The sequence below is a fragment of the Klebsiella sp. HMSC16A12 genome, from assembly GCF_001808265.1.
In the GTDB taxonomy this organism is placed as follows: Bacteria; Pseudomonadota; Gammaproteobacteria; order Enterobacterales; family Enterobacteriaceae; genus Klebsiella; species Klebsiella pneumoniae.
Genome location: NZ_KV792576.1, coordinates 66,121 through 93,118, shown reverse-complemented (window position 1 = coordinate 93,118; position 26,998 = coordinate 66,121). Strand labels below are relative to the sequence as shown.

24 protein-coding genes are annotated in these 26,998 nt (G+C 54.5%); 22 read left to right on the top strand and 2 right to left on the bottom strand.

Annotated features, from left to right (window positions below):
* Window positions 1-8 precede the first annotated feature (8 nt).
* Complete coding sequence (gene kup, locus HMPREF3140_RS09290) at window positions 9-1,877, bottom strand: low affinity potassium transporter Kup (protein WP_032412653.1); 1,869 nt, start codon at window positions 1,875-1,877, stop codon at window positions 9-11.
* A gap of 217 nt (window positions 1,878-2,094) precedes the next feature.
* On the opposite strand from kup, the gene ravA reads away from it, so the two are divergent.
* Complete coding sequence (gene ravA, locus HMPREF3140_RS09285) at window positions 2,095-3,594, top strand: ATPase RavA (protein WP_004151555.1); 1,500 nt, start codon at window positions 2,095-2,097, stop codon at window positions 3,592-3,594.
* The gene (viaA, locus tag HMPREF3140_RS09280) at window positions 3,591-5,039 is read left to right on the top strand and encodes an ATPase RavA stimulator ViaA (protein WP_009308848.1); all 1,449 of its coding nucleotides are present in this window, start codon (window positions 3,591-3,593) and stop codon (window positions 5,037-5,039) included. Before ravA ends, viaA begins: the two co-directional genes overlap by 4 nt.
* Before the next feature lie 3 nt (window positions 5,040-5,042).
* On the opposite strand, the gene asnA is transcribed toward viaA, so the two are convergent.
* Window positions 5,043-6,035: an aspartate--ammonia ligase gene (asnA, locus tag HMPREF3140_RS09275; RefSeq protein ID WP_002882514.1), complete on the bottom strand. Its 993-nt coding sequence runs from the start codon at window positions 6,033-6,035 to the stop codon at window positions 5,043-5,045.
* A gap of 151 nt (window positions 6,036-6,186) precedes the next feature.
* On the opposite strand from asnA, the gene asnC reads away from it, so the two are divergent.
* The 20 genes from asnC (at window position 6,187) to phoU (ending at window position 26,722) form a co-directional block, all read left to right on the top strand.
* Window positions 6,187-6,645, top strand: a complete 459-nt coding sequence (gene asnC, locus HMPREF3140_RS09270) for a transcriptional regulator AsnC (protein ID WP_002882510.1) — start codon at window positions 6,187-6,189, stop codon at window positions 6,643-6,645.
* Between the two features lie 99 nt (window positions 6,646-6,744).
* Window positions 6,745-7,185, top strand: coding sequence for an FMN-binding protein MioC (gene mioC, locus HMPREF3140_RS09265; RefSeq protein ID WP_004144988.1), 441 nt, complete (start codon window positions 6,745-6,747; stop codon window positions 7,183-7,185).
* A 381-nt stretch (window positions 7,186-7,566) separates the two neighbouring features.
* On the top strand, window positions 7,567-9,456 hold the full coding sequence (gene mnmG / locus HMPREF3140_RS09260) for a tRNA uridine-5-carboxymethylaminomethyl(34) synthesis enzyme MnmG (RefSeq protein ID WP_004144989.1): 1,890 nt from the start codon (window positions 7,567-7,569) through the stop codon (window positions 9,454-9,456).
* Window positions 9,457-9,571: 115 nt separating this feature from the next.
* Window positions 9,572-10,195: a 16S rRNA (guanine(527)-N(7))-methyltransferase RsmG gene (gene rsmG, locus HMPREF3140_RS09255; RefSeq protein ID WP_004151554.1), complete on the top strand. Its 624-nt coding sequence runs from the start codon at window positions 9,572-9,574 to the stop codon at window positions 10,193-10,195.
* Window positions 10,196-10,811: 616 nt separating this feature from the next.
* Window positions 10,812-11,192 (top strand): F0F1 ATP synthase subunit I, encoded by a 381-nt coding sequence (gene atpI, locus HMPREF3140_RS09250; protein ID WP_004144991.1) that lies wholly within the window; start codon window positions 10,812-10,814, stop codon window positions 11,190-11,192.
* Window positions 11,193-11,199: 7 nt separating this feature from the next.
* The gene (gene atpB, locus HMPREF3140_RS09245) at window positions 11,200-12,015 is read left to right on the top strand and encodes a F0F1 ATP synthase subunit A (protein ID WP_004173838.1); all 816 of its coding nucleotides are present in this window, start codon (window positions 11,200-11,202) and stop codon (window positions 12,013-12,015) included.
* 49 nt (window positions 12,016-12,064) lie between these two features.
* Window positions 12,065-12,304: a F0F1 ATP synthase subunit C gene (gene atpE, locus HMPREF3140_RS09240; protein WP_000429386.1), complete on the top strand. Its 240-nt coding sequence runs from the start codon at window positions 12,065-12,067 to the stop codon at window positions 12,302-12,304.
* Window positions 12,305-12,354: 50 nt separating this feature from the next.
* Complete coding sequence (atpF, locus tag HMPREF3140_RS09235; RefSeq protein WP_004107293.1) at window positions 12,355-12,825, top strand: F0F1 ATP synthase subunit B; 471 nt, start codon at window positions 12,355-12,357, stop codon at window positions 12,823-12,825.
* Between the two features lie 14 nt (window positions 12,826-12,839).
* On the top strand, window positions 12,840-13,373 hold the full coding sequence (atpH, locus tag HMPREF3140_RS09230) for a F0F1 ATP synthase subunit delta (protein ID WP_004144994.1): 534 nt from the start codon (window positions 12,840-12,842) through the stop codon (window positions 13,371-13,373).
* A 12-nt stretch (window positions 13,374-13,385) separates the two neighbouring features.
* Window positions 13,386-14,927: a F0F1 ATP synthase subunit alpha gene (gene atpA / locus HMPREF3140_RS09225; protein WP_004144995.1), complete on the top strand. Its 1,542-nt coding sequence runs from the start codon at window positions 13,386-13,388 to the stop codon at window positions 14,925-14,927.
* Window positions 14,928-14,977: 50 nt separating this feature from the next.
* Window positions 14,978-15,841, top strand: a complete 864-nt coding sequence (gene atpG, locus HMPREF3140_RS09220; RefSeq protein ID WP_004144996.1) for a F0F1 ATP synthase subunit gamma — start codon at window positions 14,978-14,980, stop codon at window positions 15,839-15,841.
* A 26-nt stretch (window positions 15,842-15,867) separates the two neighbouring features.
* Window positions 15,868-17,250 carry a F0F1 ATP synthase subunit beta gene (atpD, locus tag HMPREF3140_RS09215; RefSeq protein WP_004144997.1) on the top strand — a complete coding sequence of 461 codons (1,383 nt, stop codon included), beginning with the start codon at window positions 15,868-15,870 and terminating at the stop codon, window positions 17,248-17,250.
* A gap of 20 nt (window positions 17,251-17,270) precedes the next feature.
* The gene (locus HMPREF3140_RS09210; RefSeq protein WP_001251971.1) at window positions 17,271-17,690 is read left to right on the top strand and encodes a F0F1 ATP synthase subunit epsilon; all 420 of its coding nucleotides are present in this window, start codon (window positions 17,271-17,273) and stop codon (window positions 17,688-17,690) included.
* 696 nt (window positions 17,691-18,386) lie between these two features.
* Window positions 18,387-19,757: a bifunctional UDP-N-acetylglucosamine diphosphorylase/glucosamine-1-phosphate N-acetyltransferase GlmU gene (gene glmU, locus HMPREF3140_RS09190; RefSeq protein ID WP_004151550.1), complete on the top strand. Its 1,371-nt coding sequence runs from the start codon at window positions 18,387-18,389 to the stop codon at window positions 19,755-19,757.
* Window positions 19,758-19,940: 183 nt separating this feature from the next.
* Window positions 19,941-21,770, top strand: a complete 1,830-nt coding sequence (gene glmS / locus HMPREF3140_RS09185; RefSeq protein WP_004150309.1) for a glutamine--fructose-6-phosphate transaminase (isomerizing) — start codon at window positions 19,941-19,943, stop codon at window positions 21,768-21,770.
* A gap of 336 nt (window positions 21,771-22,106) precedes the next feature.
* A complete protein-coding gene (pstS, locus tag HMPREF3140_RS09180) occupies window positions 22,107-23,147 on the top strand; it encodes a phosphate ABC transporter substrate-binding protein PstS (protein ID WP_004150308.1) in 1,041 nt (346 codons plus the stop codon).
* Window positions 23,148-23,275: 128 nt separating this feature from the next.
* Window positions 23,276-24,235 carry a phosphate ABC transporter permease PstC gene (gene pstC / locus HMPREF3140_RS09175; RefSeq protein ID WP_004145004.1) on the top strand — a complete coding sequence of 320 codons (960 nt, stop codon included), beginning with the start codon at window positions 23,276-23,278 and terminating at the stop codon, window positions 24,233-24,235.
* Window positions 24,235-25,125 carry a phosphate ABC transporter permease PstA gene (pstA, locus tag HMPREF3140_RS09170; RefSeq protein WP_004151547.1) on the top strand — a complete coding sequence of 297 codons (891 nt, stop codon included), beginning with the start codon at window positions 24,235-24,237 and terminating at the stop codon, window positions 25,123-25,125. Before pstC ends, pstA begins: the two co-directional genes overlap by 1 nt.
* Window positions 25,126-25,172: 47 nt before the next feature.
* Window positions 25,173-25,946 (top strand): phosphate ABC transporter ATP-binding protein PstB, encoded by a 774-nt coding sequence (gene pstB, locus HMPREF3140_RS09165; RefSeq protein WP_004145006.1) that lies wholly within the window; start codon window positions 25,173-25,175, stop codon window positions 25,944-25,946.
* Between the two features lie 50 nt (window positions 25,947-25,996).
* On the top strand, window positions 25,997-26,722 hold the full coding sequence (gene phoU, locus HMPREF3140_RS09160; protein ID WP_004145007.1) for a phosphate signaling complex protein PhoU: 726 nt from the start codon (window positions 25,997-25,999) through the stop codon (window positions 26,720-26,722).
* The last annotated feature ends 276 nt before the right edge of the window (window positions 26,723-26,998 follow it).

The window sequence follows — 26,998 nt, the reverse complement described above, 5'->3', positions numbered from 1 at the left end:
TTTTGACATCAGATTTCGACCTGGGTACCGAGCTCGATAACCCGGTTTGGCGGGATCTCAAACTGATCCGGCGCCCGCAGGGCGTTACGCTGCAGCAGCAGATAAAGCTTGCCGCGCAGGCGCAGATACCATGGCCGTTTGCCGATAATCAGCGACTCATGCGACATAAAGAACGAGGTCTCCATCATCCGGCAGCTGAGTCCTTCCAGGCCACAGCGGTGGAACACCTCTTCAACGTTAGGCGTTTCCCGCCAGCCGTAGCTGGCCACCACCCGCCAGAAGGACGGTGACAGCTGCTCAATCTGCACCCGGCGAACGTTATGCACGTAAGGCGCATCTTCGGTACGCAGGGTCAGGAGGATCACTCGCTCATGCAGCACCTTGTTGTGCTTCAGGTTATGCAGCAGGGCAAACGGGATCACGTTCAGGGCGCGGGACATATACACCGCAGTACCCGGCACACGCACTGGCGGTGACTTCTCCAGCGAAGAGATCATCGCTTCCAGCGAGTTGCCATGTTCGTGCATCCGGCGCAGCAGGCGGAAACGCTCGCTCTTCCAGGTCGTCATCACCGTAAACATGACCATCCCCAGGGACAACGGTAGCCAGCCGCCGGAGACAATCTTATCGAGGTTCGCCGAGAACAGCGGAATATCAATGCACAGGAAGGCCACCAGCATCAGACCGACAAACAGCTTGTTCCAGTGCCAGTTTTTGCGCGCCACGGTCGCCGACAGAATGGAGGTCAGCACCATGGTGCCCGTTACGGCGATACCATACGCCGCCGCCAGGTTAGACGAATGCTCAAAGCTGACGATAACGATGACCACAGAAACGTACAGCAGCCAGTTAATGAACGGAATGTAAATCTGCCCGGACTCCATTTCCGAGGTATGGATAATGCGCATCGGCGACAGATAGCCCAGACGCACTGCCTGACGGGTCAGGGAGAAGACCCCGGAAATCACTGCCTGGGAGGCGATAACCGTCGCCAGCGTGGCGATAATCAGCATCGGGATCAGCGCCCACTCAGGCGCCAGCAGGAAGAACGGGTTTTTAATCGCTTCCGGGTGCTTCAGCAGCAGCGCGCCCTGGCCAAAATAGTTCAGCACCAACGAGGGCAGCACGACGGAGAACCAGGCAACGCGGATCGGCAGTTTGCCGAAGTGGCCCATATCGGCGTACAGCGCTTCCACCCCGGTAATCGACAGCACCACCGCGCCAAGCGCAATAAAGGAAACGGTCTTGTATTGCAGGAAGAATTGCACAGCCCAGTAGGGGTTCAGCGCCTGCAGAACTTCCGGATTAGCGTAAATGCTTCGCGCGCCCAGCACCGCCAGCAACAGGAACCAGATCAGCATAATCGGCGCAAACAGCTTGCCGACCATGCCAGTCCCGTGCTTCTGGATCACAAACAGCAGGGTGAGCACGATAATGGAGATAGGGACAATCCAGGTATCGAGCTGCGGGGCGATAATTTCTAACCCCTCTATCGCCGACATTACCGAAATCGCCGGGGTAATCACCACTTCGCCATAGAAGAAACTGCCGCCGATAAGGCCGAGGATCACCAGCACGGAGGTCATTCTGGCCGAAGTATTACGTCCGGCCAGCGACATCAGCGTTAAGATCCCGCCTTCCCCGGCGTTATCCGCCCGCATCACGAAGGTGATGTATTTAATCGATACGGTAAAGATTAACAGCCAGAAAATCAGCGACAAAAAGCCAAAAACGGCATCGCGCTCTACGCCAAAGCCAAACTGACCTGACAGGCATTCGCGCAGGGTATACAGTGGACTGGTACCGATATCGCCGTACACCACGCCGATGGCCGCCAGCGTTAACGCCGGCAACGATTGTTTATTATCAGTGCTCATAGACTAGTCTTTTCGTTTATAAAACAAATGTGTGCCTAGTCCCTTGGCCCACAAAAAGCGCACAGTATGCACGATTATTTGTGAAATCGTACCCCTAACAGACACCATATTAACCTGGCTCAAAAAAAATAAATCGATTCTTCAGGCTATTACCGCCCCGGCTCTAACATCTATACTCGTCCCAATAACGATACATGACAAAGCACGCAACTCAATTATGGCTCAAACACATTTACTGGCTGAAAGAATTTCCCGGCTCAGCGCGGCACTCGAAAAAGGACTCTTTGAACGCAGCCACGCGATACGCCTCTGCCTGCTGGCGGCGCTCAGCGGCGAGAGCGTTTTTTTGCTTGGTCCACCGGGGATCGCCAAAAGCCTGATTGCCCGCCGCCTCAAATTCGCCTTCCAGCAGGCGCGCGCTTTTGAATACCTGATGACCCGCTTCTCCACCCCGGAAGAGGTTTTTGGGCCACTGTCCATTCAGGCGCTGAAAGATGAAGGCCGTTACGAACGTTTAACCGCCGGCTACCTGCCGGAAGCGGAAATCGTGTTTCTCGATGAAATATGGAAAGCAGGTCCGGCTATCCTCAACACCCTACTGACGGCGATTAACGAACGTCACTTCCGCAATGGCGCGCATGAAGAGAAAATCCCAATGCGCCTGCTGGTGGCCGCGTCGAACGAACTCCCGGAAGCCGACAGCAGCCTGGAAGCGCTGTATGACCGAATGCTGATCCGTCTATGGCTTGATAAAGTGCAGGATAAAGGTAATTTCCGTTCGATGCTGGTCAGCCAGCAGGATGAAAACAGCAATCCAGTGCCCAGCGCGCTGCAGGTGAGCGACGAGGAATTTACCCAATGGCAGCAGCAGATCGGCAATATTAAACTGCCGGACGCGGTGTTTGAGCTGATATTCCAGCTCCGCCAGCAGCTGGACGCCCTGCCAAATGCCCCCTACGTCTCGGATCGCCGCTGGAAAAAGGCTATTCGCCTGCTGCAGGCCAGCGCCTTCTTCAGCGGCCGCGACAGCATCGCGCCGATTGACCTTATCCTGCTGAAAGATTGTCTGTGGCACAATGTCGAAAGTATGAACCTGATGTCGCAGCAGCTGGAAACGCTCATGACCTGTCACGCCTGGCAACAGCAGGCGATGCTGACGCGGTTGGGGGCGATTGTGCAGCGACGCATTCAGATCCAACAACAGCAAAGCGACAAAACGGCGCTGAAGGTCACCCGCCTTGGCGGGATGTTTAGCCGCAAACCGCACTATGAACTGCCGGCTGAGATCCAGGGGACCACCCTGACGCTGCTGCTGCAGCAGCCGCTCAAACTTCACGATATGGAAGTGATCCACATTACTTTTGAACGCGAGGCGTTAGCCAACTGGCTGGAAAAGGGCGGCGAGATCCGCGGTAAGCTCAACGGGATCGGCTTTGCCCAACTACTCAATATGGATGTCGACACCAGCCAGCATCTGGTCGTCCGCGATGTGAGCCTGCAGGGCTCACGCCTCGCGCTGCCCGGCAGCGCAGCGCAGGAGAATATGCCGGCGGAAATTCGCCAGCAGCTGGAAGCGCTGGATGATGAGTGGCACCAGCAACACAACCGCTTCAGCGAGCAGCAAAAGTGCCTGTTTATCCCGGTCGAATGGCTGGGAAGAATCGAAGCCAGCCTGCAGGACGTCGGCGCGCAGATTAAACAGGCGAAGCAGCCATGACGCTCGATATGCTGAATGTCATGCTGGCAGTCAGCGAAGAGGGAATGATCGAGGAGATGCTGCTGGCGCTGTTGGCCTCTCCTCAGCTGGCGGTGTTCTTTGAAAAATTTCCCCGCCTGAAAAACATCATCGCGGCGGATATTCCGCGCTGGCGGGAAGCCGTTCGCGCCCGCTTAAAAGAAGTTAACATCCCGCCGGATCTGGACGCCGAAGTGCAAACCTATCAGCAGGCTCAGCTGCTCTCTACCTCGCAGTTTATCGTCCAGCTCCCGCAAATTCTCGGCAAACTGCACCAGCTCCAGTCCCCTTTTTCCGCCCAGGCGCAGAAGCTGGTGGATGACAATGCCACCTTTACCCCGGCGCTGCATACGCTGTTTTTACAGCGCTGGCGCCTGAGCCTGGTGGTGCAAGCCACCAGCCTTAACCAGCAGCTGCTGGACGAGGAGCGCGACCAGTTGCTCAGTGAGGTCCAGGAACGAATGACGCTCAGCGGTCAGCTCGATCCGGTGCTGGCGGAAAATGATACCGCCGCCGGACGCCTGTGGGATATGAGCGCCGGCGAACTAAAACGAGGCGACTACCAGCTGATCGTGCGCTATGGCGATTTTCTTAACCAGCAACCGGAGCTACTGCAACTGGCGGAACAGCTGGGGCGTTCAAGGGAAGCGAAATCCGTGCCGAAGAAAGATGCGCCGATGGAAACCTTCCGCAGCCTGGTACGCGAGCCGGCAACGGTGCCTGAACAGGTCGACGGCCTCCAGCAGAGCGACGACATTCTACGCCTGCTGCCGCCGGAGCTGGCGACGCTTGGCATCACGGAGCTGGAGTTTGAATTTTATCGCAAGCTGGTGGAGAAACAGCTGCTCACCTACCGGCTACACGGCGATGCCTGGCGCGAGAAAATTACCGAACGCCCGGTAACGCGGCAGGATTTTGATGAGCAACCGCGCGGGCCGTTCATTGTCTGCGTCGATACGTCAGGATCGATGGGCGGTTTTAACGAACAGTGCGCTAAGGCCTTTTGTCTGGCCCTGATGCGCATCGCGCTGGCCGATAACCGTCGCTGCTTCATTATGCTGTTCTCCAGCGAAGTGGTGCATTACGAGTTGACCAGCGAGAGCGGACTGGAGCAGGCGATCCGTTTCCTGAGCCAGCGTTTTCGCGGCGGCACCGATCTGGCCAGCTGTTTTCGCGCCATTATTGAACGTTTGCAAAACCCGCAGTGGGTGGATGCGGATGCCGTGGTGATCTCCGACTTTATTGCCCAACGGTTGCCGGATGAGGTGATTGCTCAAGTGGGGGAGTTACAGCGTAAGCATCAGCACCGTTTTCACGCGGTGGCGATGTCGGTTCACGGCAAACCCGGCATCATGCGCATCTTCGATCATATCTGGCGCTTTGACACCGGGCTGCGTAGCCGCCTGCTGCGACGCTGGCGGCGCTAATCGTTACAGCAGCGCGGAAACGCTTTCGCGAACCTGCGCTGGCCATACGCCGCACTGCACCTGACCAATATGGTCAAGCTGCAGCAACAGCATCGTCAAACGAGACTGGCCAATGCCGCCGCCGATAGTCTGCGGCATCTCGCCGCGCAGCAGCGCCTGGTGCCACTCCAGTTTCAGGCGATCTTCATCGCCGGTCAGCGCCAGCTGGCGCTTTAGCGCCTCGGCGTCAACGCGGATCCCCATCGAGGAGATCTCGAACGCATCCTCCAGCACCGGGTTCCACACCAGGATATCGCCGTTCAGGCCGGCAAAACCTTCAGAAACCTCAGTACTCCAGTCATCATAATCCGGCGCACGCACGTCGTGGCGCTTGCCATCAGCTAGTTTGCCGCCGATACCAATTAAGAAGACGGCGCCCAGCTCTTTGGCAATAGCCCGCTCACGACCTTTGGCATCAAGCTCCGGATAGCGGCTCAGCAGCTCCTGGCTGTGAACAAAATGGATCTGTTCCGGCAGGAATGGCGTCAGGCCAAACTCCTGGCTGACCGCCAGCTCGGTGGCTTTGATCCCGGCGTAGATCGCCTCGACGGTTGCCTTCAGGGTGCCGACGTGACGCTCTTCATCCCCCATCACGCGCTCCCAGTCCCACTGGTCAACATAGACGGAATGGATAGGCGTCAGACGGTCTTCATCGGGGCGAAGGGCTTTCATGTGCGTGTACAGCCCTTCGCCCGCGCTGAAGTCGTGTTGTCCCAGGGTTTGACGCTTCCACTTCGCCAGCGAATGAACCACTTCGAACTGGGCGTCGGGCAGTGTTTTCACTTTTACCTGAACCGCTTTCTCGCAGCCGGACAAGTTATCCTGCGTCCCATCGCCCACGCGGCTTAAGATTGGCGCCTGGACTTCAATCAGGCCAAGCTTCTCTTCCAGCTGACGGGAAAAGTGAGATTTAACGAAACTGATCTGGCGTTGTTTTGCGATATATGCGGTTTTCATTTTTATGACTCCTGCGTCCTGTTGCCATTGATTAAGCAACAAAACAGGGCGGCAATACAATAATCAATCAATAAAAAGGCGCATCAACTTTTAATTCATTAAAATATAGCGCTAAAATAGTAAGAACCCTCAAACTTCATAAGAAAAAGATATGGAAAATTATCAGATCGACAATCTGGACCGCGGCATTCTTGATGCGCTGATGGCCAACGCCCGTACCGCCTATGCCGAACTGGCCAAACAGTTCAGCGTCAGCCCGGGCACCATTCACGTGCGCGTCGAAAAGATGAAGCAGGCGGGTATCATTACCGGCGCGCGCATTGACGTCAGCCCCAAGCAGCTGGGCTACGACGTCGGTTGCTTCATCGGCATTATTTTAAAAAGCGCCAAAGACTATCCCTCCGCCCTCGCCCGCCTGGAAAGTCTGGAGGAGGTCACCGAGGCTTACTACACCACCGGCCACTACAGCATCTTTATTAAGGTGATGTGTAAATCCATCGATGCTCTGCAGCAGGTACTTATCAACAAGATCCAAACAATCGATGAAATTCAGTCCACTGAAACTCTGATCGTGCTGCAGAACCCGATCATGCGCACCATCAAGCCCTGATCGCTTTTTTTAATCCCACATTTTTCCACAGGTAGATCCCAGCTCGCTCACAGCGTACAATACGCCACTTTGAACAGTTGAGCGGGCGATCGGCGATCTATGGCAGACATTACACTTATCAGCGGCAGCACCCTGGGCAGTGCGGAATATGTAGCAGAGCATCTGGCGGAAAAGCTGGAAGAAGCCGGCTATAGCACTGAAATCCAGCACGGTCCGCTGGTGGACGATCTGCAGGCGCAAGGGATCTGGTTAATTATCTCTTCCACCCATGGCGCCGGCGACATTCCCGACAACCTGGTTCCCTTCTATGACGCGCTGCAGGAGAAGCAGGCCGATCTTTCCGCCGTGCGCTTTGGCGCTATAGGGATCGGCAGCCGCGAATACGACACCTTTTGCGGCGCGATCGATAAATTAGAAGCGGCGCTGAAGGCCTGCGGGGCAAAACAGATCGGTGAGACGCTGAAGATCAACGTCCTTGAACACGAAATTCCGGAGGATCCAGCGGAAATCTGGCTGGGATCCTGGAAAAATTTGCTCTGAGAATTGTAAAGATCGTCCGATCTTCTGTGGATAACCATGCTTAAAAGCTTGGATCAACCGGTAGTTATCCAAAGAATAACCGTAGTATGGTTTTTGAGCTGTGCATAACCCTTCATTCTGATCCCAGCTTATACGGACCAGGATCACCGATCATTCACAGATAGTGATCCTTCTTAAGCTTTTGATCTTACTTCGCGGATCCGACTTATCCACAAAGAAAGTCGATCCTAATAAGAGATCACAATAGAACAGATCTCTATATAAAGATCTTCTTTTTAATACTCAGGATCCCGGAGTCTTTCTCGAAAGACGAAAGTTGAGTAGAATCCACGGCCCGGGCTTCAATCCATTTTCATACCGCTTTATGCGAGGCAGACCACCATGTTTTATCAGGATCCTTTTGACGTCATTATCATTGGCGGGGGTCATGCAGGCACTGAGGCCGCAATGGCCGCAGCGCGTATGGGTCAACAAACCCTGCTTTTGACACACAATATCGACACGCTGGGGCAAATGAGTTGCAACCCGGCGATTGGCGGCATTGGGAAAGGACACCTGGTAAAAGAAGTGGATGCGCTCGGCGGTTTGATGGCCAAAGCGATCGATCAGGCGGGTATTCAGTTTAGGATACTAAACGCCAGCAAAGGACCGGCAGTACGCGCCACCCGCGCCCAGGCTGACCGCGTGCTTTATCGTCAGGCAGTACGTACCGCACTGGAGAACCAGCCGAACCTGATGATCTTCCAGCAGGCGGTTGAAGATCTGATTGTCGAAAACGATCGCGTCGTGGGCGCCGTCACCCAGATGGGCCTCAAATTCCGCGCTAAAGCGGTAGTGCTGACCGTCGGGACCTTCCTTGACGGCAAAATCCATATTGGTCTGGACAACTACAGCGGCGGCCGCGCCGGCGATCCGCCGTCTATCCCGCTGTCTCGTCGTCTGCGTGAATTGCCTCTGCGCGTAAGTCGTCTGAAAACCGGTACTCCGCCGCGTATTGACGCGCGCACCATCGATTTCAGCGTGCTGGCGCAGCAGCATGGCGATAACCCGATGCCGGTCTTCTCGTTCATGGGATCCGCGGATCAGCATCCGCGCCAGGTACCGTGCTATATCACCCACACTAACGAGAAAACCCACGATGTGATCCGCAATAACCTCGATCGCAGTCCTATGTACGCCGGAGTGATCGAAGGGATCGGACCTCGCTATTGCCCGTCGATCGAAGACAAAGTCATGCGCTTTGCCGATCGCAACCAGCATCAGATCTTCCTCGAGCCGGAAGGACTGACCTCAAACGAAATTTATCCGAACGGTATATCCACCAGCCTACCGTTTGATGTGCAAATGCAAATCGTCCGCTCGATGCAGGGGATGGAGAATGCGCGGATCGTCCGTCCAGGCTACGCTATTGAGTACGATTTCTTCGACCCGCGCGATCTGAAGCCAACGCTTGAGAGCAAATTTATTCAGGGTCTGTTCTTCGCCGGCCAAATCAATGGTACCACCGGTTATGAAGAGGCGGCGGCTCAGGGGCTGCTGGCCGGACTTAACGCCGCCCGCTTCTCTGCGGAAAAAGAGGGCTGGGCGCCGCGTCGCGATCAGGCTTACCTCGGCGTGCTGGTAGATGACCTCTGCACCCTGGGTACCAAAGAACCGTACCGCATGTTTACTTCCCGCGCTGAATATCGTCTGATGCTGCGCGAAGACAACGCCGATTTGCGTTTGACCGAACAGGGGCGCGAGCTGGGTCTGGTGGATGACGAACGCTGGGCACGTTACAACGAGAAGCTGGAAAGCATCGAACGTGAACGCCAGCGTCTGAAATCCACCTGGGTGAATCCGCAGGCAGAGAGCGCCAACGAAGTGAACGCTCACCTGACCGCGCCGTTGTCGCGTGAAGCCAGCGGCGAAGATCTGCTGCGTCGTCCGGAAATGACCTACGAACAGCTGGTTCAACTCTCGCCATTCACCCCGGGACTGGAAGATCGTCAGGCGGCTGAACAGGTAGAGATCCAGGTGAAGTATGAGGGCTATATCGCGCGCCAGCAGGATGAGATTGAGAAACAACAGCGCAATGAGAATACCTTGCTGCCAGCGACCCTCGACTACCGCCAGGTCACTGGGCTGTCTAACGAGGTGATTGCCAAACTGAACGACCATAAACCGTCGTCGATAGGGCAGGCGTCACGTATCTCCGGGATCACCCCGGCGGCGATCTCTATTTTGCTGGTTTGGCTGAAAAAGCAGGGGATGCTGCGCCGCAGCGCCTGATTGCGGCTGCCTGCCGCGCTGATTTCCCAGTTGCATAATCAGCGTTCGCCTTTATCATTCATAGCCCGGTAAGCGTTAGCGCCTCCGGGCTCATTATTTTTTGAAGGTACTTACCGTGCTCAACAAACTTTCTCGTCTGCTGGATGAAGCGGGTATTTCGCTCACCGATCACCAGAAAAATCAGCTGGTGGCTTACGTCGGACTGCTCGATAAGTGGAACAAAGCCTATAACCTGACCTCCGTTCGCGATCCGAATGAGATGCTGGTGCGTCATATTCTCGACAGCATCATCGTGGCGCCTTATCTGCAGGGCTCGCGCTTTATCGATGTTGGTACGGGCCCGGGGTTGCCGGGGATCCCGTTGGCCATCGTATGTCCGGAGTCACATTTCACCCTGCTGGACAGCCTTGGCAAGCGCGTGCGCTTCCTGCGTCAGGTGCAGCACGAGCTGAAGCTGGATAACGTCACCCCGGTGCAGAGCCGCGTGGAAGCCTTCCCGGCCGAGCCGCCGTTTGATGGCGTGATAAGCCGCGCTTTCGCATCGCTTAATGATATGGTGAGCTGGTGCCATCATCTGCCGGCAGCGAATGGTCACTTCTATGCGCTCAAAGGGTTAGCGCAAAAAGAAGAAATGGAAAGTCTGCCGGAAGGGTATGACATTGTCGAGGTGATTGAGCTGCATGTTCCTCGGTTGGAAGGGGAGCGGCACCTGGTGGTGATTAAGCCAAAATCGAGTTAATTTTTATCAAAAAATGTGGAAAAAATGTGGCCCGCGCATGTTACAAAAATAAAGGACGTCCCCCGATATTAACGGGCTGCATTTAACCTTGTTTTTACTAAGGCTTTTCTTGCAGTTAACTTAGTGTAAGTGATTCACTGACAAAATAGTCAACTTTGAAAATATCAGGGTGCTAAAAATCGACAATGATGAACAGCATAGTGATGTTAAATTTTTATTATAAATGTCAATAAAAGGTTTTTATTGTATGTGAGGTTGTTTTAGATAATGTCCTCACTTTTTATCTTGAATATCAAAAGCATGAAAAATAGTGTTTTATGTCCTTGATTCATTAAAGGGCGCTTGAAATGTTTATTATGTGATCTGATGCACGCTTTAATTGCCGTGTTTCCTCGTTATTTGCAGTTTTGTATGACCGCTCACAGAACGCTGAAATGCACGGAAAGTTGTCCGTTGGAAAATAATTAAACATTTATTCACTATTTTGCTACTTATTGTTTGAAATCACGGGGCGTCACCGTATAATTTGTCCGCTTTTTGATGCTTGACTCTTCGTCTTAAAGGACGTTTTATACGACACGCGACATACCTCAAAGGGAGCAGGAGTAAAAACGTGATGTCAGTGTCGCTCTTGAGTCGAAACGTTGCTCGCAAGCTTCTGTTTATTCAGTTACTGGCAGTAATGGCAAGTGGACTGCTGTTCAGCCTCAAAGACCCCTTCTGGGGCATTTCCGCTGTATGCGGCGGTTTGGCAGTGGTCTTGCCAAATCTGATGTTTATAATTTTTGCCTGGCGTCATCAGGCGCATACACCAGCAAAAGGCCGTGTGGCCTGGACCTTCGCCTTCGGTGAAGCCTTCAAGGTGTTGCTGACCTTCGCCCTTCTGGCGGTGGCGCTGGCCGTTTTAAAAGTGGTATTTTTGCCACTGATCGTGACGTGGGTTTTGGTGCTGGTGGTACAAGTTCTGGCGCCAGCTGTAATTAACAACAAAGGGTAAAGGCATCATGGCTTCAGAAAATATGACGCCGCAGGATTACATAGGACACCATCTGAACAACCTTCAGTTGGACCTGCGTACATTCTCGCTGGTGGATCCGCACAACCACACAGCCACCTTCTGGACGCTCAACATTGACTCCATGTTCTTCTCGGTGGTTCTCGGTCTGCTGTTCCTTGCCATGTTCCGTAGCGTTGCTAAGAAAGCGACCAGCGGCGTACCAGGGAAATTCCAAACCTTCATCGAAATGATCATCGGCTTCGTCCATGGCAGCGTCAAAGACATGTACCATGGCAAGAGCAAGGTTATCGCGCCGCTGGCGCTGACCGTGTTCGTCTGGGTCTTCCTGATGAACCTGATGGACCTCTTGCCTATCGATTTCTTACCTTGGATCGGTGAGCACATACTCGGCCTGCCTGCACTGCGCGTGGTTCCGTCTGCCGACGTGAACATCACCCTGTCGATGGCGCTTGGCGTGTTCATCCTGATTATTTTCTACAGCATCAAAATGAAAGGCGTTGGTGGGTTCGTTAAAGAACTGACCATGCAGCCGTTCAATCACTGGGCGTTCATTCCTGTCAACTTAATCCTTGAAGGGGTAAGCCTGCTGTCCAAACCGGTCTCTCTCGGTCTGCGACTGTTCGGCAACATGTATGCCGGTGAGCTGATTTTCATTCTGATTGCTGGTCTGTTGCCGTGGTGGTCACAGTGGGTTCTGAATGTGCCTTGGGCCATTTTCCACATCCTGATTATTACGCTGCAAGCCTTCATCTTCATGGTTCTGACGATTGTCTATCTGTCGATGGCATCTGAAGAGCATTGATTTTTTACCAACACTACTACGTTTTAACTGAAACAAACTGGAGACTGTCATGGAAAACCTGAATATGGATCTGCTGTACATGGCTGCCGCTGTGATGATGGGTCTGGCGGCAATCGGTGCTGCGATCGGTATCGGCATCCTCGGAGGTAAATTCCTGGAAGGCGCAGCGCGTCAGCCGGATCTGATCCCTCTGCTGCGTACTCAGTTCTTTATCGTTATGGGTCTGGTGGATGCTATCCCGATGATCGCTGTAGGTCTGGGTCTGTACGTGATGTTCGCCGTCGCGTAGTAAGTTGTTAGAAACCTAAGCCACAGAGTTAATTAAAGAGGTATTGTGCTGTGAACATGAACGCAACAATCCTCGGCCAGGCCATCGCGTTTGTTATCTTCGTATGGTTCTGCATGAAATACGTATGGCCGCCTTTAATGGCTGCCATCGAAAAACGCCAGAAAGAGATTTCTGACGGTTTAGCTTCTGCAGAACGCGCTAAGAAAGATTTGGACCTTGCACAGGCCAACGCGACCGACCAGCTGAAAAAAGCGAAAGCGGAAGCCCAGGTAATCATTGAGCAGGCGAACAAGCGCCGCTCTCAGATTCTGGACGAAGCTAAAGCTGAAGCAGAACAGGAACGCACCAAAATCGTTGCACAAGCGCAGGCTGAAATTGATGCTGAGCGTAAACGTGCACGCGAGGAGCTGCGTAAGCAGGTCGCTATCCTGGCTGTTGCTGGCGCCGAGAAGATCATCGAACGTTCCGTGGATGAAGCTGCTAACAGCGACATCGTGGATAAACTTGTCGCTGAACTGTAAGGAGGGAGGGGCTGATGTCTGAATTTGTAACGGTAGCTCGCCCCTACGCCAAAGCAGCTTTTGACTTTGCCGTCGAACACAACAGTGTTGAACGCTGGCAGGATATGCTGGCGTTTGCCGCCGAAGTGACCAAAAACGACCAAATGGCAGAGCTTCTCTCCGGTGCTTTGGCGCCGGAAACGCTCTCAGAAGCGTTTATCGCTATCTGCGGCGAGCAACTCGACGAAAATGGCCAGAACCTGATTAAGGTGATGGCGGAAAATAATCGTCTGAAGGTGCTCCCGGACGTTCTTGAGCAATTCATTCACCTGCGCGCGGCCAGTGAGGCCATCGCAGAGGTAGAAGTAATATCTGCCAACCAACTGAGTGATGAACAGCTTGCCAGGATCGTCAGCGCGATGGAAAAACGTCTGTCACGCAAAGTTAAGCTGAATTGCAAAATCGATAAGTCTGTTATGGCAGGTATTATCATCCGTGCGGGTGATATGGTCATTGATGGCAGCGTACGCGGCCGTCTTGAGCGCCTTGCAGACGTCTTGCAGTCTTAAGGGGACTGGAGCATGCAACTGAATTCCACCGAAATCAGCGAACTGATCAAGCAGCGCATTGCTCAGTTCAATGTTGTGAGCGAAGCTCATAACGAAGGTACTATTGTTTCTGTAAGTGACGGTGTTATCCGCATCCACGGCCTTGCCGAATGTATGCAGGGCGAGATGATCTCCCTGCCGGGTAACCGTTACGCTATCGCACTGAACCTGGAGCGCGACTCCGTAGGTGCGGTGGTAATGGGTCCGTACGCTGACCTCGCCGAAGGCATGAAGGTGAAATGTACTGGCCGTATCCTGGAAGTTCCGGTAGGCCGTGGCCTGCTGGGCCGCGTGGTTAACACCCTGGGCGCGCCAATTGATGGTAAAGGTCCGCTGGAAAACGACGGTTTCTCCGCCGTTGAAGCGATCGCGCCGGGCGTAATCGAACGTCAGTCCGTCGATCAGCCGGTACAGACCGGTTACAAATCCGTTGACGCCATGATCCCAATCGGTCGTGGTCAGCGTGAACTGATCATCGGCGACCGTCAGACCGGTAAAACTGCGCTGGCTATCGATGCCATCATCAACCAGCGTGATTCCGGCATCAAGTGCGTCTATGTCGCTATCGGTCAGAAAGCGTCCACCATCTCTAACGTGGTGCGTAAACTGGAAGAGCACGGCGCGCTGGCTAACACCATCGTAGTGGTAGCGACTGCATCTGAATCTGCTGCACTGCAATACCTGGCGCCATACGCTGGTTGCGCAATGGGCGAATACTTCCGCGACCGCGGTGAAGATGCGCTGATCGTTTACGATGATCTGTCTAAACAGGCTGTTGCTTATCGCCAGATCTCCCTGCTGCTCCGTCGTCCGCCTGGACGTGAAGCGTTCCCGGGCGACGTATTCTACCTCCACTCTCGTCTGCTGGAGCGTGCTGCGCGTGTTAACGCCGAATACGTTGAAGCCTTCACCAAAGGTGAAGTGAAAGGGAAAACCGGTTCTCTGACCGCGCTGCCGATTATCGAAACGCAGGCGGGTGACGTTTCCGCATTCGTTCCGACCAACGTAATCTCTATTACCGATGGTCAGATCTTCCTGGAAACCAACCTGTTTAACGCCGGTATTCGTCCTGCGGTTAACCCGGGTATCTCCGTATCCCGTGTTGGTGGTGCAGCGCAGACCAAGATCATGAAGAAACTGTCCGGTGGTATCCGTACCGCGCTGGCGCAGTATCGTGAACTGGCGGCGTTCTCCCAGTTTGCATCCGACCTTGACGATGCAACCCGCAAACAGCTGGACCACGGTCAGAAAGTGACCGAGCTGCTGAAACAGAAACAGTATGCGCCTATGTCCGTCGCGCAGCAGTCTCTGGTTCTGTTCGCAGCAGAACGTGGTTACCTGGCTGATGTAGAACTGGCGAAAATCGGTAGCTTCGAAGCCGCTCTGCTGGCTTACGTCGACCGTGATCACGCTCCGCTGATGCAAGAGATTAACCAGTCCGGTGGCTATAACGACGAAATCGAAGGCAAGCTGAAAGGCATCCTCGATTCCTTCAAAGCAACCCAGTCCTGGTAACGTCTGGCGGTCTGTCTTAGGGCAGGCCGCAAGGCATTGAGGAGAAGCTCATGGCCGGCGCAAAAGAGATACGTAGTAAGATCGCAAGCGTCCAGAACACGCAAAAGATCACTAAAGCGATGGAGATGGTCGCCGCTTCCAAAATGCGTAAATCGCAGGAGCGCATGGCGGCCAGCCGTCCTTACGCAGATACTATGCGCAAAGTGATTGGTCACCTTGCGAACGGTAATCTGGAATATAAGCACCCTTACCTGGAAGAACGCGACGTTAAGCGCGTGGGCTACCTGGTGGTGTCGACCGACCGTGGTCTGTGCGGCGGCTTGAACATTAACCTGTTCAAGAAACTGCTGGCGGAAATGAAAGCATGGTCCGATAAAGGCGTTCAGTGCGACCTCGCAATGATCGGCTCTAAGGGCGTTTCTTTCTTTAACTCCGTGGGCGGCAACGTGGTTGCACAGGTGACCGGTATGGGGGATAACCCATCCCTGTCCGAACTGATCGGCCCGGTAAAAGTGATGTTGCAGGCCTATGATGAAGGCCGTCTGGACAAGCTGTACGTTGTCAGCAACAAATTTATTAACACCATGTCTCAGGTTCCGACGATCACTCAGCTGCTGCCGTTACCGGCATCAGAAGATGCTGATCTGAAACGTAAATCCTGGGATTACCTGTATGAGCCCGATCCGAAAGCGCTGCTGGATACCCTCCTGCGCCGCTACGTCGAATCTCAGGTTTATCAGGGCGTGGTTGAAAACCTGGCCAGCGAGCAGGCCGCCCGTATGGTGGCGATGAAAGCCGCGACCGATAATGGCGGCAGCCTGATTAAAGAGCTGCAGTTGGTATACAACAAAGCTCGTCAGGCCAGCATTACTCAGGAACTCACCGAGATCGTCTCGGGGGCCGCCGCGGTTTAACCAGGTTATTTCGTAGAGGATTTAAGATGGCTACTGGAAAGATTGTCCAGGTAATCGGCGCCGTGGTCGACGTCGAGTTCCCTCAGGATGCCGTACCACGCGTGTACGAAGCCCTTGAGGTACAGAATGGTAATGAAGTTCTGGTGCTGGAAGTTCAGCAGCAGCTGGGCGGCGGTATCGTACGTACCATCGCCATGGGTTCTTCTGATGGTCTGCGCCGCGGTCTGGATGTAAAAGACCTCGAGCACCCGATCGAAGTCCCGGTAGGTAAAGCAACGCTGGGTCGTATCATGAACGTACTGGGTCAACCGGTTGATATGAAAGGCGACATCGGCGAAGAAGAGCGTTGGGCTATCCACCGCGCGGCACCGTCCTATGAAGAGCTGTCCAGCTCTCAGGAACTGCTGGAAACCGGCATCAAAGTTATCGACCTGATGTGTCCGTTCGCCAAGGGCGGTAAAGTTGGTCTGTTCGGCGGTGCGGGTGTAGGTAAAACTGTAAACATGATGGAGCTGATCCGTAACATCGCGATCGAGCACTCCGGTTACTCTGTGTTTGCGGGCGTAGGTGAGCGTACTCGTGAGGGTAACGACTTCTACCACGAAATGACCGACTCCAACGTTATCGATAAAGTATCCCTGGTGTACGGCCAGATGAACGAGCCGCCGGGAAACCGTCTGCGCGTTGCGCTGACCGGCCTGACCATGGCTGAGAAATTCCGTGACGAAGGTCGTGACGTACTGCTGTTCGTCGATAACATCTATCGTTACACCCTGGCCGGTACTGAAGTATCCGCGCTGCTGGGTCGTATGCCTTCAGCGGTAGGTTATCAGCCGACCCTGGCGGAAGAGATGGGCGTTCTGCAGGAACGTATCACCTCCACCAAAACCGGTTCTATCACCTCCGTACAGGCGGTATACGTACCGGCGGATGACTTAACTGACCCATCCCCAGCCACTACCTTTGCTCACTTAGATGCAACCGTAGTACTGAGCCGTCAGATCGCATCCCTGGGTATCTACCCGGCCGTTGACCCGCTGGATTCCACCAGCCGTCAGCTGGATCCGCTGGTTGTTGGTCAGGAACACTACGACACCGCGCGTGGCGTTCAGTCCATCCTGCAGCGTTATCAGGAACTGAAAGACATTATCGCCATCCTCGGTATGGACGAACTGTCTGAAGAAGACAAACTGGTGGTAGCTCGCGCGCGTAAGATCCAGCGCTTCCTGTCCCAGCCGTTCTTCGTGGCAGAAGTCTTTACCGGTTCTCCGGGCAAATACGTGGCGCTGAAAGACACCATCCGTGGCTTTAAAGGCATCATGGAAGGCGAATACGATCACCTGCCAGAGCAGGCGTTCTACATGGTCGGTTCCATCGACGAAGCCGTGGAAAAAGCCAAAAAACTTTAACGCCTTAATCGGAGGGTGATATGGCAATGACTTACCACCTGGACGTCGTCAGCGCAGAGCAACAAATGTTCTCTGGTCTGGTCGAAAAAATCCAGGTAACGGGTAGCGAAGGTGAACTGGGTATTTACCCGGGCCACGCGCCGCTGCTCACCGCCATTAAGCCTGGTATGATTCGCATCGTTAAACAGCACGGTCATGAAGAGTTTATCTATCTGTCCGGCGGCATTCTTGAAGTGCAGCCTGGCAGCGTGACCGTCCTGGCGGATACCGCAATTCGCGGTCAGGACCTCGACGAAGCGCGAGCGCTGGAAGCGAAACGCAAAGCGGAAGAGCACATTAAGAGCTCTCACGGCGATGTGGATTACGCTCAGGCGTCTGCGGAACTGGCCAAAGCGATCGCTAAACTGCGCGTTATCGAGTTGACCAAAAAAGCGATGTAACACCGGCTTGAACGTAAAAAGCCAGTCTGGGTTCCAGGCTGGCTTTTTTTATTGCCCGCTGCTGACGAGCGGATGAAGTGAAAACAGCATTCACCCTTAATTGTTATTGATTAGTTAAATGATGAGGCGTAAACTCTTTTTATGTGATGTATGTCACAAAAAAGAGCGTTATAAACTGCACCTGCGTCAGGAAATCATCATGAAACTGTTCCATAAAATCATCGCTAAATTTAGCGTCCTGAGCTTCTAAGCTCCGCGCTATCTCGCCCGCTGACACGACGTATCGCCCATCAAAACGACAACACTGGCGATGTGAAACCGGGAAAAGAAGGTCACCTGATAGGTGGCCTTTCGTTTTTTATGGATAGCATCCATCACTTTACCGTCCTCCCCCGCCAGCGACTGGCGAATATTTATCCTGGTTCTTCCCGCTGTGGGTGCTGATAAACGCCTGCCGCTGCGGCTTTATTCAGGTGGCGAAAAAACAGCAAAAGCAGTGAGATAGTTAATGATTCTCCACCCCGCCCTCCTTTTTCAGCGTTAAACTGATTTGCAGTGGTTAAAAATAGCGTCATAAAATGGGGTAAAACAGTGAGCCAGGACGTTTTCTCCACGTCTCGTTTTATGATGAAAAATATGTAGAAATTTCAACGTGAAAGGCTTTTACTTTTCGTTCTAACTACCGTCAGGATGAGTATGTCAAATAGTGCGATGAGCGTGGTTATCCTTGCTGCAGGCAAAGGGACCCGCATGTATTCCGATCTTCCTAAGGTGCTGCATACCCTGGCCGGGAAGCCAATGGTGCAGCATGTCATTGATGCCGCTAACGATTTAGGCGCATGTGCGGTACACCTGGTATACGGCCACGGCGGCGATCTGCTGCGTCAGACTCTGCATGAAGACAACCTGAACTGGGTGCTGCAGGCCGAGCAGCTCGGAACCGGGCACGCTATGCAGCAGGCGGCGCCATTCTTCAATGATGATGAAGACATCCTGATGCTCTATGGCGACGTGCCGCTGATCTCCGTTGAGACGCTACAGCGCCTGCGCGCCGCGAAACCACAGGGTGGGATTGGTCTGTTAACGGTGAAGCTGGATGACCCAACCGGCTATGGCCGCATTACCCGTGAAAATGGCCAGGTGACGGGCATCGTTGAGCACAAAGATGCCAGCGAGGCCCAGCGCCAGATCCAGGAAATCAACACCGGGATCCTGATCGCCGGTGGAGCGGATCTAAAGCGCTGGCTGGCGAAACTCACCAATAACAACGCTCAGGGCGAATACTACATCACCGATATCATCGCCATGGCGCACCAGGAAGGACACCAGATCGTCGCAGTGCATCCGCAGCGCCTGAGCGAAGTCGAAGGCGTCAACAACCGCCTGCAGCTTGCGCGCCTGGAGCGCGTCTACCAGGCGGAGCAGGCGGAAAAGCTGCTGCTGGCGGGCGTGATGCTGCGCGATCCGGCGCGTTTCGATCTGCGCGGTACGCTGCAGCACGGGCGCGATGTAGAGATCGATACTAACGTTATTCTGGAAGGCAACGTGGTGCTGGGCGATCGAGTGAAAATCGGCGCCGGCTGCGTGATCAAAAACAGCACCATCGGCGATGACTGCGAAATTAGCCCCTACAGCGTGGTGGAAGATGCCCAGCTGCAGGCGGCCTGCACCATCGGTCCATTTGCCCGTCTGCGCCCGGGCGCCGAACTGCTGGCAGGCGCCCACGTTGGTAACTTCGTGGAAATGAAAAAAGCGCGTCTCGGGAAAGGCTCCAAGGCGGGTCATCTGACCTATCTGGGCGATGCGGAGATTGGCGATAACGTCAATATCGGCGCGGGCACCATCACCTGCAACTACGATGGTGCGAACAAGCATAAAACGATTATTGGCGATGATGTCTTTGTCGGCTCGGATACCCAGCTGGTGGCCCCGGTCACGGTAGGCAACGGCGTCACGATCGCCGCCGGCACCACCGTCACACGCAATATCGCCGATAATGAGCTGGTGTTGAGCCGCGTACCGCAGGTCCACAAACAGGGCTGGCAGCGTCCGGTGAAGAAGAAATAATTTGGATTATCGCCGGGGAAATTTTCCCGGCGAACCAGGATGAGAGGGTCAACATAGATCCCCGTCCGCAGGCAGTACCATAACAATAACCCCACTCTCTACAAGGCTCGGGGCGCCCGGAAAACGGGCAAATACAGGTCAGCGACAACGCATGGCATATCGCCATTATCAGGAAATTTAACTATGTGTGGAATTGTTGGCGCAGTCGCGCAGCGTGATATTGCTGAAATCCTTCTCGAAGGTTTACGTCGTCTGGAATACCGTGGCTATGACTCTGCCGGTCTGGCAGTGGTCGACAGCGAAGGTCATATGACCCGCGTGCGTCGCCTGGGTAAAGTTCAGATGCTGGCTCAGGCGGTAGAAGAGCAACCGTTACACGGTGGTACCGGGATCGCCCATACTCGTTGGGCGACGCACGGCGAACCGTCTGAGAGCAATGCGCATCCGCATGTTTCTGAACACATTGTGGTGGTCCATAACGGGATCATCGAAAACCATGAGCCGCTGCGCGCCCTGCTGCAGTCTCGCGGCTATGTCTTCGTCACCGAGACCGATACCGAAGTTATTGCCCATCTGGTGCACTGGGAGCTGGAACAAGGCGGTACCTTGCGTGAAGCCGTCCTGCGCGCTATCCCGCAGCTGCGCGGCGCTTACGGTACGGTGATCATGGATACCCGTGACCCGGGAACTCTGCTGGCGGCCCGCTCCGGTAGCCCGCTGGTGATTGGCCTGGGGATGGGTGAAAACTTTATCGCCTCCGACCAGCTGGCATTGCTGCCGGTTACCCGCCGCTTTATCTTCCTCGAAGAGGGCGATATTGCGGAAGTGACTCGCCGCTCGGTGGTGATTTTTGATAAGTCCGCTGCGCAAGTGAAGCGCCAGGAGATCGAATCCAATCTGCAGTATGACGCTGGCGATAAAGGTATCTACCGCCACTATATGCAGAAAGAGATTTTCGAGCAGCCGAACGCGATTAAGAACACCCTGACCGGGCGCATCAGCCATGGCGAAGTGGATCTCAGCGAACTGGGGCCGAACGCCAATGAAATGCTGGCTCAGGTTGAACATATTCAGATAGTTGCCTGCGGGACTTCCTATAACTCCGGGATGGTCTCCCGCTACTGGTTCGAAGCGTTAGCCGGCGTCCCGTGCGATGTGGAAATCGCCTCCGAATTCCGCTATCGCAAGTCCGCAGTGCGTCGCAATAGCCTGATGATCACCCTCTCCCAGTCCGGTGAAACCGCCGATACCCTGGCGGCGCTGCGTCTGTCGAAAGAGCTGGGCTATCTCGGCTCGCTGGCCATCTGCAACGTGCCGGGCTCGTCGCTGGTGCGCGAGTCCGATCTGGCGCTGATGACCAAAGCCGGAACGGAAATCGGCGTGGCCTCGACCAAAGCCTTTACCACTCAGCTAACCGTGCTGTTGATGCTGGTGGCGAAACTGGCGCGACTGAAAGGTCAGGATGCGTCTATCGAGCATGATATCGTGCACGGCCTTCAGGCTCTGCCGAACCGTATCGAGCAGATGCTCTCCCAGGACAAGCGTATTGAGCAGCTGGCAGAGCGCTTCTCTGATAAGCACCATGCGCTGTTCCTTGGCCGTGGCGATCAGTATCCGATCGCTATGGAAGGGGCGCTGAAGCTGAAAGAGATCTCCTACATTCACGCGGAAGCCTATGCGGCGGGCGAGCTTAAGCACGGCCCACTGGCGCTGATTGATGCGGAAATGCCGGTGATTGTGGTGGCGCCGAACAACGAACTGCTGGAAAAACTGAAATCCAACATCGAAGAGGTTCGTGCCCGCGGCGGTGAACTATACGTCTTCGCCGACGGTGAAGCCGGCTTCAACGGTAGCGATAACATGCACATCATTGAGATGCCGCATGTGGAAGAGACCATCGCCCCTATCTTCTATACGGTTCCGCTGCAGCTGTTGGCTTATCACGTCGCGCTGATCAAAGGCACTGACGTTGACCAGCCGCGTAACCTGGCGAAATCGGTAACGGTTGAGTAAAGCATCCTATCCTGCAAAGGGCTGCCGACGGCGGCCCTTTTTATTTGCACCTGCTGTTTTCCATCGATTACGTGCGCAATATTTTGGCTGGCGGTAGATGACAAACGATCGTTTTACGGTCCGATTTCGCCGTCATAAAAAGAAAATTATTTTGACATTGCACGGTCATGATTAAAGATAACCATCTGAGTTATAAGCGTATTATTTGGCGTAAAATCCACTCTCCCGACCTGTCATAAAACTGTCATAATTCGTACATTTTACTGTCACCTCTTTGACCTATTTTGCTCACCATAGCCTCGAAACAATGATTTACGAATCCCAGCAGGAGACATTATGAACGTTATGCGTACCACCGTCGCAACAGTTGTCGCCGCGACCTTATCGATGAGCGCTTTCTCTGCCTTTGCAGCAGCAAGCCTGACTGGCGCAGGCGCAACTTTCCCTGCGCCGGTGTATGCCAAATGGGCTGATACCTATCAGAAAGAAACCGGCAATAAAGTGAACTACCAGGGTATTGGTTCCTCTGGTGGCGTTAAGCAGATTATTGCCAACACCGTTGATTTCGGTGCTTCTGATGCTCCGCTGGCTGATGACAAACTGACCCAGGAAGGTCTGTTCCAGTTCCCCACTGTGATTGGCGGCGTGGTACTGGCGGTTAACCTGCCTGGCGTGAAATCCGGCGAGCTGGTGCTGGATGGCAAAACCCTCGGTGATATCTACCTGGGTAAAATTAAAAAATGGGATGACGAAGCGATCGCTAAGCTCAACCCGGGCCTGAAGCTGCCGTCGCAGAACATCGCCGTGGTCCGCCGCGCCGATGGTTCAGGCACCTCATTCGTTTTCACCAGCTACCTGTCCAAAGTGAATGAAGAGTGGAAATCGAAAATCGGCGCCGGCTCTACCGTAAACTGGCCAACCGGTCTGGGCGGTAAAGGCAACGATGGTATCGCCGCCTTTGTTCAGCGTCTGCCGGGCTCGATTGGTTACGTCGAATACGCTTACGCTAAGCAAAACAACCTGGCCTACACCAAACTGGTCTCTGCCGACGGCAAGCCGGTTAGCCCGACTGAAGACAACTTCGCTAACGCCGCAAAAGGCGTTGACTGGAGCAAGTCTTTCGCTCAGGACCTGACCAACCAGAAAGGCGAAAATGCATGGCCGATCACCTCAACCACCTTCATCCTGGTGCATAAGGCGACCAACAAGCCGGAACAGACCGCTGAAGTGCTGAAGTTCTTCGACTGGGCGTATAAAAACGGCGGGAAAGAAGCGAATGCGCTGGATTACGCGACGCTGCCGGAAAGCGTGGTAGAGCAGGTTCGCGCGGCATGGAAAACCAACGTCAAAGACAGCAGCGGTAAAGCGCTGTACTAACAGTAGATTTTTGACGAAGATGGCGGGGGCGTTCAGGCGCTGCCCGCCCTACGGTTCAGACTGTAGGCCCGGGAGCCAACGCCACCGGGCATTTATTCGAACAAGTTTTAATACGTAAAGAGTAATCTATGGCTGCAACCAAGCCTGCATTTACCCCTCCGGGGAAAAAGGGTGACATGATTTTCAGTGCGCTGGTAAAACTGGCTGCGCTGATTGTGCTATTGATGCTGGGCGGCATCATCGTTTCCCTGATCATCTCTTCCTGGCCGAGCATTCAAAAGTTTGGCTTTGCCTTTTTGTGGACCAAAGAGTGGGATGCGCCTAACGAGATCTTCGGCGCGCTGGTCCCGATTTACGGAACCCTGGTCACCTCTTTTATCGCGCTGCTGATCGCCGTTCCGGTGAGCTTCGGCATCGCGCTGTTTCTGACAGAATTGTCCCCCGCCTGGCTCAAGCGTCCGCTGGGCATTGCGATTGAGCTGCTGGCGGCAATCCCGAGCATCGTGTACGGCATGTGGGGCCTGTTTATTTTCGCCCCGCTGTTTGCGACTTACTTCCAGGAGCCGGTCGGCAACGTTCTGTCGACCATCCCGTTCGTCGGTGCGCTGTTTGCCGGCCCGGCGTTTGGTATCGGTATTCTCGCCGCTGGCGTCATTCTGGCCATCATGATCATCCCTTACATCGCCGCGGTCATGCGCGATGTTTTCGAACAGACCCCGGTGATGATGAAAGAGTCGGCCTATGGCATCGGCTGCACCACCTGGGAGGTGATCTGGCGCATTGTCTTACCGTTCACCAAGAATGGGGTGATCGGCGGGGTGATGCTCGGTCTGGGCCGCGCGCTGGGTGAAACCATGGCGGTCACCTTTATCATCGGCAACACCTACCAGCTCGACAGCATCTCGTTGTATATGCCGGGGAACAGTATTACCTCCGCGCTGGCTAATGAGTTCGCCGAAGCGGAAACCGGCCTGCACGTGGCGGCGCTGATGGAGCTGGGCCTGATCCTGTTCGTTATCACCTTTATCGTTCTGGCCGCGTCGAAGTTTATGATTATGCGCCTCGCGAAGAATGAGGGGGCACGCTAATGGCGACCATTGAATTGCAAACTACCGCCGAACTGGCGGAGTCCCGTCGCAAGATGCAGGCCAAACGCCGCATGAAGAACCGTATCGCTCTGGCGCTGTCGATGGCGACCATGGCGTTTGGTTTGTTCTGGCTTATCTGGATCCTGATGGCGACGATAACCCGCGGTTTCGACGGCATGAGTCTGGCGCTGTTCACCGAAATGACGCCGCCGCCGAATACGGCGGGCGGTGGACTGGCTAACGCCCTCGCCGGCAGCGGCCTGCTGATCCTGTGGGCAACCGTATTTGGTACGCCGCTGGGTATCCTCGCCGGAATTTATCTGGCGGAGTATGGCCGCAAGTCGGTGCTGGCGGAAATCATCCGCTTTATCAACGACATTCTGCTTTCCGCGCCGTCTATCGTGGTGGGTCTGTTCGTCTACACCATTGTGGTGGCGCAGATGCAGCACTTCTCGGGCTGGGCGGGCGTTATCGCGCTGGCGCTGCTGCAGGTGCCTATCGTTATTCGTACCACCGAAAACATGCTGAAGCTGGTGCCGGATAGCCTGCGTGAAGCGGCCTATGCGCTGGGGACGCCGAAGTGGAAGATGATCTCGGCGATCACCCTGAAAGCCTCCGTCTCAGGGATTATGACCGGGATCCTGCTGGCTATCGCCCGTATCGCCGGGGAAACGGCGCCGCTGCTGTTCACCGCGCTGTCCAACCAGTTCTGGAGCACCGACATGATGCAGCCGATTGCTAACCTGCCGGTGACCATTTTCAAATTTGCCATGAGTCCGTTTGCGGAGTGGCAGCAACTGGCATGGGCCGGGGTGTTGATTATCACCCTGTGCGTCTTGCTGCTGAACATCCTGGCGCGCGTTATCTTCGCCAAGAAGAAACACGGTTAATTTTTTGCAGCGCAGCAACTGCTGCGCTGAATGAGGAAGAGATTGAGATGAGTATGGTGAATACAGCTCCGGGTAAGATTTCAGTTCGTAACCTGAACTTCTACTACGGCAAATTCCATGCCCTGAAGAACATCAACCTGGATATCACCAAAAACCAGGTGACGGCGTTTATCGGTCCGTCAGGCTGTGGTAAATCCACCCTGCTGCGCACGTTCAACAAGATGTTTGAACTGTATCCGGAGCAGCGCGCGGAAGGTGAGATCCTGCTGGATGGCGACAACATTCTGACTAACACCCAGGATATCGCCCTGCTGCGCGCTAAGGTTGGCATGGTGTTCCAGAAACCAACGCCGTTCCCGATGTCCATATACGACAATATCGCCTTCGGCGTGCGCCTGTTTGAAAAGCTGTCCCGTGCCGATATGGACGAGCGCGTGCAGTGGGCGCTGACCAAAGCCGCATTATGGAACGAAACCAAAGATAAACTGCACCAGAGCGGGTATTCTCTCTCCGGTGGTCAGCAGCAGCGTCTGTGCATTGCCCGCGGTATCGCGATCCGCCCGGAAGTGCTGCTGCTTGATGAGCCGTGCTCCGCGCTGGACCCGATCTCCACCGGGCGTATCGAAGAGCTGATCACCGAGCTGAAACAGGACTACACCGTCGTTATCGTGACTCACAACATGCAGCAGGCTGCGCGTTGCTCCGACCATACGGCATTTATGTATCTTGGCGAGCTGATTGAGTTCAGCAACACGGATGACCTGTTCACTAAGCCCGCGAAGAAACAAACTGAAGATTATATTACTGGCCGCTACGGTTGATTTGCCCTTGTGCTTTCAGGCTCTCACCAGTTGGGCAATCAGGAGACACCATGGACAACCTAAATCTTAACAAACATATTTCCGGCCAGTTCAACGCTGAACTGGAGTATATCCGCACCCAGGTGATGACCATGGGTGGGCTGGTGGAACAGCAGCTCTCTGATGCCATCACCGCCATGCATAACCAGGACAGCGATCTGGCGAAACGCGTCATCGACGGCGACAAGCAGGTCAACATGATGGAAGTGGCTATCGATGAAGCGTGCGTGCGCATCATCGCCAAGCGCCAGCCGACCGCCAGCGACCTGCGCCTGGTGATGGCGATCATCAAGACTATCGCTGAGCTGGAACGCATTGGCGACGTGGCGGATAAAATCTGCCGCACCGCGCTGGAGAAGTTTTCCCAGCAGCACCAGCCGCTGCTGGTGAGCCTCGAATCGCTGGGCCGCCACACGGTGCAGATGCTGCATGACGTACTGGATGCGTTTGCGCGTATGGATCTCGACGAAGCGGTACGTATCTATCGCGAAGATAAGAAAGTCGACCAGGAGTATGAAGGCATCGTGCGTCAGCTGATGACCTACATGATGGAAGACTCGCGCACTATCCCCAGCGTCCTGACCGCGCTGTTCTGCGCGCGCTCCATCGAGCGTATCGGCGACCGCTGCCAGAATATCTGCGAATATATTTTCTACTTCGTCAAAGGTCAGGATTTCCGTCACGTTGGCGGCGATGAACTGGATAAACTGCTCGCTGGCAAAGATCCGAAAGAGTAATAATCATTCTGTCTAATTCTGGTAAATGGATTTATCAGAATTAGATATGTTTTACCCCGCGGCAGCGAGATTGCTGAGATTATCGTCACAATTAACAATCTGCCCGTTTGAGTTATTCATTTTATCGCGTAACAATCAGCTGCCACTCACTGAGTTTTAACGCTCAGGATGGTTTAAACGGATTGTGACTGCGACAGCAGGCAAAACCTGATATTGCTCCTGGGGGCGATATCAGGTTTTTTGTTTTATGCGGGCCAATAATGGCTGAATGAGGGT